The sequence below is a fragment of the Lysinibacillus sp. SGAir0095 genome (genome assembly GCF_005491425.1).
Classification (GTDB): Bacteria; Bacillota; Bacilli; order Bacillales_A; family Planococcaceae; genus Ureibacillus.
Genome location: NZ_CP028083.1, coordinates 1,665,868 through 1,678,968, shown reverse-complemented (window position 1 = coordinate 1,678,968; position 13,101 = coordinate 1,665,868). Strand labels below are relative to the sequence as shown.

16 protein-coding genes are annotated in these 13,101 nt (G+C 37.0%); all 16 read right to left on the bottom strand.

What is annotated here, in order from left to right; translation table 11 throughout:
* Positions 1 to 14 precede the first annotated feature (14 nt).
* Complete coding sequence (aroH, locus tag C1N55_RS08260; RefSeq protein ID WP_137728378.1) at positions 15 to 389, bottom strand: chorismate mutase; 375 nt, start codon at positions 387 to 389, stop codon at positions 15 to 17.
* Positions 386 to 1,477, bottom strand: coding sequence for a 3-dehydroquinate synthase (aroB, locus tag C1N55_RS08255; protein ID WP_137728377.1), 1,092 nt, complete (start codon positions 1,475 to 1,477; stop codon positions 386 to 388). Before aroB ends, aroH begins: the two co-directional genes overlap by 4 nt.
* A 2-nt stretch (positions 1,478 to 1,479) precedes the next feature.
* Positions 1,480 to 2,661, bottom strand: a complete 1,182-nt coding sequence (gene aroC, locus C1N55_RS08250) for a chorismate synthase (protein ID WP_137728376.1) — start codon at positions 2,659 to 2,661, stop codon at positions 1,480 to 1,482.
* Positions 2,662 to 2,927: 266 nt separating this feature from the next.
* Positions 2,928 to 3,698 (bottom strand): CheR family methyltransferase, encoded by a 771-nt coding sequence (locus tag C1N55_RS08245; RefSeq protein ID WP_137728375.1) that lies wholly within the window; start codon positions 3,696 to 3,698, stop codon positions 2,928 to 2,930.
* Positions 3,699 to 3,817: 119 nt separating this feature from the next.
* Positions 3,818 to 4,075 (bottom strand): hypothetical protein, encoded by a 258-nt coding sequence (locus tag C1N55_RS08240; RefSeq protein WP_240758413.1) that lies wholly within the window; start codon positions 4,073 to 4,075, stop codon positions 3,818 to 3,820.
* A 135-nt stretch (positions 4,076 to 4,210) separates the two neighbouring features.
* Positions 4,211 to 4,627: a nucleoside-diphosphate kinase gene (ndk, locus tag C1N55_RS08235; protein WP_137728374.1), complete on the bottom strand. Its 417-nt coding sequence runs from the start codon at positions 4,625 to 4,627 to the stop codon at positions 4,211 to 4,213.
* Between the two features lie 109 nt (positions 4,628 to 4,736).
* Positions 4,737 to 5,711, bottom strand: coding sequence for a heptaprenyl diphosphate synthase component II (hepT, locus tag C1N55_RS08230; protein ID WP_137728373.1), 975 nt, complete (start codon positions 5,709 to 5,711; stop codon positions 4,737 to 4,739).
* 18 nt (positions 5,712 to 5,729) lie between these two features.
* Positions 5,730 to 6,434 carry a demethylmenaquinone methyltransferase gene (locus tag C1N55_RS08225; RefSeq protein WP_137728372.1) on the bottom strand — a complete coding sequence of 235 codons (705 nt, stop codon included), beginning with the start codon at positions 6,432 to 6,434 and terminating at the stop codon, positions 5,730 to 5,732.
* 7 nt (positions 6,435 to 6,441) lie between these two features.
* Positions 6,442 to 7,212 (bottom strand): heptaprenyl diphosphate synthase component 1, encoded by a 771-nt coding sequence (locus C1N55_RS08220; protein WP_137728371.1) that lies wholly within the window; start codon positions 7,210 to 7,212, stop codon positions 6,442 to 6,444.
* Positions 7,213 to 7,338: 126 nt separating this feature from the next.
* Complete coding sequence (mtrB, locus tag C1N55_RS08215) at positions 7,339 to 7,566, bottom strand: trp RNA-binding attenuation protein MtrB (RefSeq protein WP_137730587.1); 228 nt, start codon at positions 7,564 to 7,566, stop codon at positions 7,339 to 7,341.
* Positions 7,567 to 7,753: 187 nt separating this feature from the next.
* Positions 7,754 to 8,323, bottom strand: a complete 570-nt coding sequence (gene folE / locus C1N55_RS08210) for a GTP cyclohydrolase I FolE (RefSeq protein ID WP_137728370.1) — start codon at positions 8,321 to 8,323, stop codon at positions 7,754 to 7,756.
* 218 nt (positions 8,324 to 8,541) lie between these two features.
* The gene (locus tag C1N55_RS08205) at positions 8,542 to 8,814 is read right to left on the bottom strand and encodes an HU family DNA-binding protein (RefSeq protein ID WP_004232618.1); all 273 of its coding nucleotides are present in this window, start codon (positions 8,812 to 8,814) and stop codon (positions 8,542 to 8,544) included.
* A gap of 402 nt (positions 8,815 to 9,216) precedes the next feature.
* Positions 9,217 to 10,683, bottom strand: coding sequence for a stage IV sporulation protein A (spoIVA, locus tag C1N55_RS08200; protein WP_370452616.1), 1,467 nt, complete (start codon positions 10,681 to 10,683; stop codon positions 9,217 to 9,219).
* A gap of 239 nt (positions 10,684 to 10,922) precedes the next feature.
* Positions 10,923 to 11,675, bottom strand: a complete 753-nt coding sequence (locus C1N55_RS08195; RefSeq protein ID WP_137728368.1) for a hypothetical protein — start codon at positions 11,673 to 11,675, stop codon at positions 10,923 to 10,925.
* Positions 11,676 to 11,742: 67 nt separating this feature from the next.
* On the bottom strand, positions 11,743 to 12,003 hold the full coding sequence (locus C1N55_RS08190) for a DUF2768 domain-containing protein (protein WP_240758411.1): 261 nt from the start codon (positions 12,001 to 12,003) through the stop codon (positions 11,743 to 11,745).
* A gap of 74 nt (positions 12,004 to 12,077) precedes the next feature.
* Positions 12,078 to 13,088: an NAD(P)H-dependent glycerol-3-phosphate dehydrogenase gene (locus tag C1N55_RS08185; protein WP_137728367.1), complete on the bottom strand. Its 1,011-nt coding sequence runs from the start codon at positions 13,086 to 13,088 to the stop codon at positions 12,078 to 12,080.
* Positions 13,089 to 13,101: the final 13 nt, after the last annotated feature.

Below are 13,101 nucleotides of genomic sequence, written 5' to 3'. Positions count from 1 at the left end.
CTGAAGTCGTCTCCTTACTTGTTAGCCTCTTGTACTAAATCTGGTCTCAAAACTACAGCCTGATTTAAATAAACATGACGTACGTCTTTTTGACTTAATTCCGTATTAACATGCAGTAATACACGAATACACGAAGGAAGAGCGTTTGGAACACTCATTTCATGTGTACACATTGTCGGAACATATTGCCATCCGTCAATAGAACGTACCGCTTTTGCTGGGAACCCAGAGCGAATGTCCGTAGTTGTCGAGATTAAAACCGAGATAATATCTTCCGGTTGTATATTATTTACTCTAGCAATTTCTTTCACCAAAATTTCCGTTTCAGTTAAAATTAATTCGGGTTTATCCTCTGTTACTGTTGTCGCTCCTCTTATCCCTCTAATCATTTACAAACCTCCATAAGTAACGCACGATACTCTAAATCTACTTCTCTACATTCAGCTACTTCTATACTTTGGATAAAAGGCTTCCCAATCGAATGAAGCAAGACAAATTGCATTGCACCATATTCAACCTTTTTGTCTTTTACTAAAAACGGTTCTAATGTTTCAAATGAATATTCTGATACTGCATCAAACGGGTATCCATTGTTATAAGCAAATTGTAAAAATGTTTTGGTAAATTCACGGGAGATTTTCCCATGACGTTCACTTAAAATGAGTGCATAGACCATACCAATTACAACTGCTTCCCCATGAGCTAACCCACCATATCCCGCTGCTGCTTCTATGGCATGCCCATACGTATGACCAAAGTTTAAGTATTTCCGTACAGATTGCTCAGTTTCGTCTTCTGCTACAATTTTCGCCTTTACCTCAATCCCTGATTTTAAGTAGGATGCAAGCTGAACACTAGGTATGTTCGTTATTGAATGAATCGATAACAACTCTTGTAACCAAACTTCGTCCGAAATCATTGCATGTTTGATGACTTCTGCCATGCCAGAGCGGATTTCACGTTCATTTAACGTGCTTAAAAAATGAATATCATAGATTACTGCCTCTGGTTGATAAAAAGCGCCAATTAGATTTTTTCCTTCAGGATGATTAATAGCAGTTTTTCCACCGACAGCAGAGTCATGAGCCAGTATAGTCGTAGGAATTTGAATAAATGGAATCCCTCGCATATATGTGGCTGCAACAAACCCTGATAAATCCCCTACCGCTCCCCCACCAAAGGCTATTAATAGAGATTTTCGGGAGCATTTATTTTCAATTAAAAACGTATGAGCTTCTTTATAGCTTTCAAAGCTTTTACATTCTTCACCTGGGGGCATCACATTTACTTCAAATGGATAAGGGAAGTTAGCGGTAAAATAGTCCCCTCCTGCCTCCCATACGTTCTTATCTGTAAACACGAAGATTCTATCTACTTTTGGTAATTGTTCGTGTAAGGATTCAATAGCACTTGTTAAAATGTTGTTCCCAATCACAACTTCATACTGGTGTGATGCTGTGTTCACTGGAATTCTCATTTTTAAAACTCCTTTGAGTATTTTCGCATTTCTTCAATTTGTGCTTTAAGCTGTGGCAGTTGATCACTATGGAATTGCTCAATAAGTACATTGGCAACTTCCCAAGCAATTACATTCTCCGCAACGATAGAGGCCGCTGGAACTGCACAGCTATCAGAACGCTCGACACTTGCTTTAAATGGCTCTTTTGTTTCAATGTCAACACTTTGTAGAGGCTTATATAAAGTCGGGATAGGTTTCATGACACCGCGTACTACAATTGGCATCCCTGTAGACATGCCGCCCTCAAGACCACCCAAACGATTTGTTGCACGAGTATAGCCGTTTTCTTCATCCCAAAGAATTTCATCATGTACTTCTGAGCCTTTGCGACGTGCCATCTCAAACCCGATTCCAAATTCAACACCTTTGAATGCATTAATGGATAGCATTGCTTGAGCAAGTCTGCCATCTAATTTTCGATCGTAATGTACATAGGAGCCAATCCCTGCTGGAAGTCCTTCCACGATTACTTCTACAACACCACCTATCGAATCACCCGCTTTTTTCGTATCATCAATCATTTGGACCATCTGGCTAGATGCTTCCGGGTCAACACAATAGCATGGATCCTGCTCAACAATTTCGCGAATTTCTTTTGCAGATTTACCTTCTGTTTTTGTTGTATCAGCTTTAATCCCGGCAATTTCTGTTACATGGGATACGATGGATATCCCTAATTCATTCAATAAAGTTTTAGCTACGGATCCAACTGCCACTCGAACTGTTGTTTCCCGTGCACTTGAGCGTTCTAATACGTTACGTAAGTCTCGATGACCATATTTCATGCCACCGACTAAATCCGCATGTCCTGGACGTGGACGTGAAATTTGCCGTTTGATTTCGTTTGGATCTACATCTTCTGGAAGTGGGTCTGCCCCCATAATTTTCGTCCAATGCTTCCAGTCATCATTCTTTACTACTAACGCAACTGGAGAACCTAATGTTTTTCCGTGACGTACACCGCCAACGATTTCAACGGTATCTGTTTCAATTTGCATTCTTCTTCCACGACCATGGCCACCTTGGCGTCGTTTTAAATCATAATTTATAGATTCTGCTGTAATTGGTAATAAGGATGGTAGCCCCTCGATGATAGTAGTTAATTGTGGTCCATGAGACTCTCCTGCTGTAAGGTAACGCATAAAACACTTTCTCCCTTCAACTCGCTAAAGTATGTATTTTTTAATATAACATATAATATAACAAAAAACAGTGCTATTTTTTTAATATCCCTTAAAAATAGTACCGAATATTCAGAAATTCTATTATAGTCTATTTTCATAAACTTTCCCTTAACCTTTTCATAGTTCCCTAAGAAAAGGTCATTTTATAGTAAAATACGCTTTTCGTTAAATACGAAAAGCGATGCATAAAGATTATTATGAAAATAACAGTACTGGTACATAAACTATTTCTTTCGATAAAAGAAGGTATCTTCGATTTCAAAGCCGTATTGAGCAGGATTAAAGATTTGTTCTGTGGAACCAACAAACAAAATTCCACCGGGACGCAACGCTTTACTAAAGCTATGATAGATTTGATCCTTCGCTTCCTCAGTAAAATAAATCATTACATTACGACAAACGATTAAATCATAATTTGAATCATAGTGATCATTTAGTAAATTATGCTTCTTATAACTGACTGTTCTTTTAATTTCATCTTTTACTTTGTAAAAAGAACCTTCTTGAATGAAGTATTTGGTTTTTGAATCATTTGGAACCTCTGCAAGTGAACGTTCCGGATATAAGCCAAGCTTTGCTTTTTGGATGACATTTTCATCAAGATCTGTTGCTAAAACTTGAATTTGGGACAGTGGCAAGTGGTGAGATAATACCATTGAAATGGTATAGGGCTCTTCACCCGTTGAACATGCTGCACTCCATATTTTCAAACGTTTATTGGATTGTAAAAGTAATGGGAATATTTTGTTTTGTAAAACTTCCCACCGTTTCCCGTTTCGATAAAACTCAGAAACATTTATGGTCATTCGATCCAAAAACTCATTCATTAAATCACGATCTTTTTCAAGTGCATGCAAGAAGTCGACAAAATTTCGATAGCCCTTTTTTTCATATAAAGAGGTTAAACGTCTCTTCATCTGGGCTTCTTTATATAGCGCTAGATTTATACCTGTTTTTTTATTTATACCAGCAATAAATTGTTCATAATCTGACATTTGTTAATCTTTCCCCTCGTTCTATCCTATTTTCATTATATAGGAAATGTAGAAAATGGGAAATATATATCATTTCGACTAAGTCAATAGCGAAAAAGTGTGTAAAAAGTTTTGTATCGTTAGAATTTAGTTTCTATCTGAAGTTGTGCAGGGTGATCTAATGCTAATTGTTGTCTTGTTTGCTCTATTTCTAACCGAAGTTTTTCAGTTTCGATGATATACCCTTCTTTTCTAACCTTCTCTAGTTCAATTTCTTGTTTTAGCACTTCTAATTTCAATTTTGATTGTTTACTTAAATAACTAGTTGAAATTGCCGTAATTGGAATTGCTGCTCCTATAAAAACAATTCCCAATACTAGAATTACATAGTCTTCCAATTCTATCACCTCCAAAGTCCATTATATATCATACTTTCCATTAGTGTTTCCAAAAAGTTCCGATTATTTCAAAAAAAATAACTATTGCTAAAAGCAATAGTTATTTAAAATTCAATATAATCTTTTAAGAGAGAATTAAGCTAATTCTCCGCCGAACCATAAGCTAATTTCGCGTTCTGCTGATTCAGCTGAGTCCGAACCGTGGATTACGTTCTCAGAAATTGTAACTGCATAGTCACCACGGATAGTCCCTGGTTGAGAATCAGATGGTTTTGTAGCTCCCATCATGATACGAGCTAAAGAAATTACGCTTTCGCCTTCCCATACCATAGCAAATACTGGACCTGAAGTGATGAAATCAACTAATTCACCAAAGAATGGTTTGTCCGCATGTTCTGCGTAATGAGCTTCTGCTACTTCACGAGAAGCTACCATAAGTTTAGCACCTTTTAATTCGAATCCGCGACGTTCAAAACGGTCTACGATGTCTCCGATTACTTGACGTTTTACTCCGTCTGGTTTAATCATTAAAAAAGTTTTTTCAATTGCCATAATTATAAAACACTCCTTAAGTTTGTATAAGGCGTTACACCTACCGATAAATATTACCAAAAGATGCGAAATACATCAACTTTTACTATGAAAACCATGAAAACTTTACTTAGAATTTACGTTTTCCAATAAAAAGAGCCAAATCTCGCAGTTTTCTCTTCATAGGATGACTTGGTAACGCGTCAACTTCCTTTAACGCTTTTCTTAGATACTGATTACTTAAAGTGATTGCTTGCTTAATGGCATCAGAATTGCGCACAATCTTTAACATTTCCAATCGATCCTCTTCTGATACTTCACCACTTGAAGATTTCGCTATAAAACTTTGGATTGTAGGATGATCTTTTAACAATAAAATCGGCAAAGTAATATTTCCTTGAAGCAAATCACTTCCAGCAGGTTTACCTAGCTCTTTATCTGTTGCAGTAAAATCTAGAATATCATCTACAATTTGATAGCTCATCCCAACAAAATAACCAAATCGTTTAAGATGTCTTACCTCTTTATCATTAAGCCCACCAACAACAGCCCCTAATTCACAGCTTGACTCTATGAGCAGAGCTGTTTTACGCTTAATTCGTCGGAAATAGTCTTTTAAATTTTGATGACTTCGAAACTTATCTTCAATTTGTATAACTTCGCCATTACAAATTTCAACCATTGTTTTCGCTAAAATTTGATGAACCCTGACGTTTTCGATAGATGTCACATACTCTAAAGCTCTTGCGAAAATAAAGTCACCAGTGTACATGGCAACCCGATTGTTCCATTGTGCTTTGACAGTATGTCTACCCCTTCTCAAATCTGAATCATCAATAACATCATCATGTACGAGTGATGCCATATGAATTAACTCTAACGGTACCGCAATATTTTTAATTTGATCAATATTATATTGCCCAAATTTTGCACTCATTAATACAAAAACAGGGCGAATTCGTTTACCGCCAGCCTGTAACAAATGGAGAGAGGCCTCATTTATCAAGTGCGAAGATGAGTTTAACGCAGTTTCTAACTCTTTTTCGATGATGTCTATATCCGATTTCAAATCGGAATAGAGTAATTTTAACTTCATCTTTTCCACGCGCGAAACCTTCTCCCCCTAGTTTTCTTTTTTAAAGCCCATATGCATAGCAGCAGCCCCACCGCTATATCCCTTATATGTCACTTTTTCAAAGTTCGCTTCTTCGAACATTTTCGCTAATTTTTTCATTCCTGGGAAATCGTTCGCCGACTCCTGTAACCAAGAATATTCTTTAAAACTTTTAGCAAACAACTTGCCGAATAACGGCATTATAAATTTGAAATAGAATCTGAATAGCTGTCTATAGCCAGGGATTTCAGATTGTGACGTCTCAAGACATACGGCCATCCCACCAGGCTTTAACACACGATTCATTTCCTTTAATACTTGCAGATAGTCAGGTACATTTCGTAGTCCGAAACCAATTGTTACATAGTCAAAGGTATTATCCTCGAATGGAAGCTCCATTGCATTCCCATGAATCAACTCTACTTGAGGATATGCTTTTATCTTGTTTGCACCAACCTTCAGCATATTCTTACTGAAATCCAGCCCTTTAACAACACCTGTTTCTCCTGTTGCCTGTGCAAGTGCTACCGTCCAATCGGCAGTACCACAACAAACATCCAAACATTTAGAGCCGGGTTTAACAGCCATTCTTTTCATGGTATCATCACGCCACTTAACATGTAATTGAAAGCTAATAACAGAATTCATTTTGTCATAGTTGCCTGAGATACTTTCAAACACCTCATGTACGTGTTCTTCTTTCGATTTAGCCATTTTTTCATTACCTTTCTCGCGTTAATTTGTCATTAAACGCAACTTGTTGCTTTATGTATAACTTTAAATCGTCTTTTAAATAACTGGACGATTGAAGATATTCGTTTAGCAAGTTATTGAGAGAATCAATTTCACTTTGAATTATGGACACAATTGAATTCCCTTGTCCAGAAACACTCTCTTTCATCTTCAAAAATAAAGAAGATGGATTATCATTTTGATGGTTTCGAAGTTCCTTTCGCAATTGAAGCAGCAATAATGCCGTATGCATAAATGAACTATATTGTTCAAATTGATATACTTGATAAAACCGTTTGATTAACTCTGTTTGTATGCCAGAGGTAATTTGATACCACTCGTTAATTGTATATTGTGTTGATTCATATAACTTAATTTGATGTTCACACCTTGTCACAATACCCTCAGAAAGCTGTCGAATTAAAGTGATATTACCAGAATGTGCGAGTATTTCATAATAACGCCCACTATAATAATCACCTGAAAGAACTGTAAGCTGCTGTTCTTTACTTGTGGCATTCGTTTCACTTATTTTGTCATGTTCGCTAAGTGAAGCATGAACAATTCCGACAGTAATAGCGCTTTCTTGAATTTGTTCATCCCATTTTTCTCCATTTAAAAATGGTAATAATAAATAAAACAATTGATTTTCATCGAGCAATGGTGATCCAGTATATTGAATCAAAGTTCTATGACGAACATGCATGAAAATATTTGTTTTTAACTGTTCTATTGATTGTTGAATGTATGTTGCGACCATAGATATTACTCCATTCTACTTAAAGTGCAATGTGTGGTTCCCATTGCATTATTTCGTTTGGTTCACCAATGTAAGCGAAATACACCATCGTGTATTATAACTTTTTTAAGACCATTTATTGCATTATTATTTATTATTTTTTGAACCACTTTCAACGACACCATGTGAAGAAAAAATCTTCGCTTTTCCACGTATCTTCATCGCAGAAGTATGTTCAGTAAATTGGGCAATCATTATTTCTCCAGTATCTAATTTTTCAGAATGATGAAACTTAGTATCCGTACCACGTGTTAAACCGATTACATGTACGCCATCCTCTTGAGCTTCAATGATAATATAGTCTGGTTGAGTCATATTATTTGTCTCCTCAAAATCAAATTCGTCTTCCCGCGTAAGTGTAACTGTCGATAAAGCTTCCGTCACAGTCAAAACATGTGCGCCAAGATTTTACACGAGCATGCTCACTAATTCCTAATGGAAATCGCATGTCTTTCGCCTAATAATATATACTTGTACATCATATCACAATAAAACTAGAGTTTTAAGACATTTGAATAAATGAAATTACTTCTCTTCTTAAAACATCGTCCTCTGCATATACTCCACGTGCAACAGAAGTAACTGTTTTAGAACCAGGTTTTTTAAGTCCTCTCATTGTCATACACATATGCTCAGCTTCAACAACCACATATACACCGTATGGTTCAAGCATTTCCATTATCGTATCTGCAACTGTTGAAGTAATTCTTTCTTGTAATTGGGGTCTTCGTGCTACCGATTCGACACATCTCCCTAATTTACTTAACCCTGCTACACGCCCGCCCTGTGGTAAATAGGCTACATGGGCTTTTCCATAGAAAGGAACTAGGTGATGTTCACACATCGAATAAAACGGGATATCTTTCACTAATACTAACTCTTCGTGATTTTCATGGAATACTGTACTGAAGAATTCCCTTGGATCTTCATCGATTCCACTAAACATTTCTGCATACATTTTAGAAACACGCTTTGGTGTATCCAGTAACCCCTCGCGCTCTACATCTTCTCCTACAGCTTCTAAAATCATTTTTACCGCTTCTTCTATTTTTTCTAAATTTACTTTCGACATCTTTCTTCCTCCTAAACAAGATGTACCGACGCTACTCAAAATGAATCGTAGCACATCCTTACCCTTTAAGCAAAATAGGTTTTACATCTATCTAAAAAGTTTTATATATGTATATTAAAAACTTAATTTTACCAATCGTTAGTTAATTCAACAAGTAAAAAGAGCAGTCATCATGCTTGTCCATGACGACTGCTCTATGTAACTGCTAGACGCTTTAATTATTTTACAGCATCTTTAAGAGCTTTACCTGGTTTAAACGCAGGAACTTTGCTAGCAGCGATTTCGATTTCTTTACCTGTTTGTGGGTTACGCCCTTTACGAGCGGCACGTTCACGTACTTCGAAGTTACCAAAACCAATTAATTGTACTTTGTCACCCTTTGCAAGAGCATCTTGAATTGTATCAAATACAGCTTCAACTGCTTTAGAAGCGTCTTTTTTAGAAAGACCTGCAGCTTCAGCAACAGAGTTTACTAATTCTGTTTTATTCACACCATTCACCTCCTCTCAAAGGGTCATGAACCTAAATCATGTAAAAAGAGTAACATATAGAAAATCCCTGTGCAACTGTATTTATCCATGTTTTTAAACAATAAATCGGTTTTTTTCATTAAAAACACAAATAACAGGACTTTTCACCTGGAAAATGAAAAGTCCTGTTCCTAATTTATACCATTTTTATTGAATTTATACATTTAATATACACAGTTACGTAATAATCTTAAAAGAGATTTTAAGCCAAATCTTTTTAAAATCAGCCTATTTACAACGAAGAAAAAGGTAATCGATTGGATTTTACCCATTCAATTACCCTAATATTGAAATTACTTCATGATGTAACTAAAGATATAAGTGCATAATAATTCAACTAGGTACGTTTCCATAGTGGTTTAACTAGATAATAAACGTTACTAAGCCACGTTCACCCTCGTTAACCATTCTTTCGATTGTTTGACGCATTCTCTTCTTGGCACTTGGAGGTACGGCATTCATTTTATAACGAATACCTTCCTGCAGTACTTCATGAAGTGATGTGCCAAATAATTGAGTTTGCCATAGTTGATCGCGGTCGTGCTTATAAGAATACTGCAGATCTTTAAGCAACTGATTTGCATAGAATTCCGTACCAATTAAAGGCGCAAATTCTGTCGCCATATCTACACGGATAATATGGTAAGAAGGTGCACTCGCTTTCATGCGAACACCATAGAAGTTATTTTGTTTAATGATTTCTGGTTCGCTTGGTTCAAATTCCTCCAATGTCGGAAGGGAAATTCCATAGCCATTATCGCTTGCTTCATCAATCGCTTCACGGAATCTTCTTTGCGCCTGCTTAGCCTCTGCCGCTTCTTTAATGAATAGTAGCCAATCCTTCTTCGTATCAATAGGAGCATCTAACCATTCATTGCACACTGCTTTATAGATTTCTGGCTTTAATGTAATACGTACAGTTGCTACACCTAAACCTGCATCTACTCTTTCAATTTCACTTTCTTCTACAAAATCAATTTCACGTAACTCTGAAGCAGCTTGTGAAACATCACGAATCTTTGTTACCGAATTCAACACGTTGCCAACCGCATCTGAGAGCGTCACATTTAATGGATGTGTATATTCTAGTACATCTAACCAATCCGGTTTTTCAACTTCTATATCTTCAATAGGGAATTCATATAATGCCTCTTGAAGAATATATTCCATATCTTTTGTGTTCATTTGATCGATGGCAACCGGAATTACTGGAACCTGGTATTTTTCAAGTAACTCATGACGAAGTGCCATTGTATTATTGTGTGTTGGCATTTGACAATTCAACACAATAACAAACGGTTTCCCAATTTCTTTTAGTTGGCTCACAATTTGTTCTTCGGCAACTGCTGCAGCATGCCGATTAATCCCATTAACAGATCCATCAGTCGTTACAACTACCCCAATATTGGCATGGTCGCGAATTACTTTATCAGTGCCGATTTTCGCAGCTTCTTCAAAAGGAATCGCTTCAGAATGCCATGGCGTATGAACATATTTCGGACCATCTTCATCTTCATAACCTCTTACACCGTCAATTACATACCCAACACAGTCTGCAAAACGAATGCGGAACGGGATTTCGCTTTCACCAATTGTAATTTCTGTTCCTTGTGCAGGAACAAACTTTGGCTCAGCAGTCATGATTACAGGACCTGGTGAACTTTGAGGCAGCTCGTCCAGTGCTCTTTTGCGATCTTCTTCGTTTACGATATTTGGGAGCACAACCGACTCCATCATTTTCTTCACAAAAGTAGACTTACCAACTCTTACAGGCCCTACAACACCGATATATACGTCCCCATTTGTTCTTTCTGCTATTTGATGAAAGATTTCTTCGCCTATTGTAGCTCCTCCTTTACGTAATTTAGTCTATGTACGACATTCTTCAAATATGAAAACGCCTTGTACGAAAATTTTTAAATAGGGAATATTTATCGATGTCTTTGGCTTATTGAAGAAAAATATCGCACAAACTTAAATCGCATACTTATACATATGAAAAAAGTGTTTAAAAAATATGTAAAAGTACATATTTTTTAAACACTTAGCTATTATTTGCTCGGTTGTTCTTAATTGTTCCCAGTGGGGGCTTGTTCCTCTTCATTTGATGCAGTTGGGTCATACATAAAAATCGGTTCATTGTTTTCATCCACTGTGTAAGGCAACGAATAGGCAGGCACCACTGGATAAGCATCTGTAAGCAGCATTCGAATATCTTCACCTGGTTTTGGTTTTAAATTATTTTCTTGGATGAAAATATTTAAATCAACAGAATAATCGATGTAGATGTCCCCTTCAGTTGTCACGATTAAAGGAAGTAGATTATTCGAATATGGGCTTTGTACAGTAAGCTCTTCCTTGTAACCGATTTTTTCAAAGTCGATTGAATATACGTAATCTGTAATTTTTTCCTTAAACGTAGGGTAATAGGTACTCATAAATCGAATGTTCAATTCACGAATTCTTTCAGCAGATCGTAAATCAACTAACTTAACTGTAGGGTTTACTTCTGGATCCCAAATAATATATTGGAATAAACCACCCTTTTCAAACGAATTTGCCGGTGGATTGGCTAAATATTTTGGTATAAGTTTTTCAAAATCGATTGGATATTTTATAAATAGATCTGTATCCATATCTCGTGTTTTAATAGGAAGGACACCTGTATCAGCTTGAAATTCCTCCACTGCTTTTTGAACTGAAGCTAACTGCAGATCATCTGGCACCTGATTTTCAGCTTTCTGCTCCTCTGGGAAAAGACAGCCTGATAATAAAACTGTAGTTAGAGCTAGTACAAAAAACAGGCTCCATTTACTTTTCATTTTCTACTCACCTCATAGATTGTTTCACTGACAGTTACCATGGAAAAGGTACACTATGTATGTAATTTTAATTCGGCCATGTCAAGACTACAAGCACCATTAAAATGGAACCGATTGCAAAGATGACAAAAGCAACTAGCCGCAATATTAGAGATAAACACCCATTGTTTACCCATTTTCTTGTGAGTCCCACAATCAATACAGATAATAACATGGCTCCTATTGAATAAAAAGAAACCCACATGACATCTAATGCATGCATACTCGCAAGGGGTCCCCTTGCTGATTGCAGCGTTAAAAAATTCATCGAAGATAACAAGTTTTGCAAGTTGTAAACCTCCTTTCACAAGAAGAGGAGGTAACTAATTACCTCCACATACCCATTTATAACAATAAAAATCTCTAATAAAGATCAATCTCACGTTTTTTCATACGAATCATTAATTCATCCACCGCTACTTTTGGTTCTTTATCATTAAATAATATTTCAAAAAGTGCCGTAGTAATTGGCATCGGTACGTCATACTCTTGAGAAAGTTGATAGGCTGCTTTTGTAGTTCTGACACCTTCAACTACCATGCCAATATTATCAAGTACTTCAGCCAGTTTCATGCCTTTACCAAGCATATTGCCTGCTCTCCAGTTTCGAGAGTGAACACTTGTACAAGTTGCAATTAAATCACCCATTCCCGTTAAACCGCCAAAGGTAAATGGATTTCCGCCCATTTTAACACCAAGACGGGTGATTTCAGCCAACCCCCTGGTAATAAGAGCTGCCTTCGCGTTATCACCATAACCCAATCCGTCAGATATGCCGGCAGCTAAAGCAATGACATTTTTTAATGCACCGCCAAGCTCCACTCCCACGACATCATCGTTTGTATATACACGGAAGTAATGATTCATGAATAAATCTTGAACCTCTTCAGCAGCATCGAGATTAGTACAGGCTGCTGTAATTGTCGTTGGATGATGCAGTACTACCTCTTCTGCATGGCTTGGACCAGAAAGGACAACAATATCCTTCACAATCTCTGGCGAGAGGCTCTCAGCCAGCATTTGAGAAATACGCATGAGGGAATCGGGCTCAATTCCTTTTGATACGTGTACGAACAATTTTTTGTTGTTTAAAAAGGACTCCATTGAGCTGCACACTTCACGTATCGCTTTCGTTGGAACTGCTACGACAATAATATTAGAAAAAAGAACAGCCTCTTCTAAATTACTTGTAGCAGTCAATTCTTTCGATAATGCAATATCTGGTAAATACTTGTGATTTGTATGCTGTGTATTGATTTCATTTGCTTGCTCTTCACGATGAGTCCAGACAAGCGTATGATGACCATTCTCAGCTAATACTTGCGCTAGTGCCGTGCCCCAGGAGCCCGCCCCTAAAACCGTAACATTTTCCATACTCTCTCCCCCT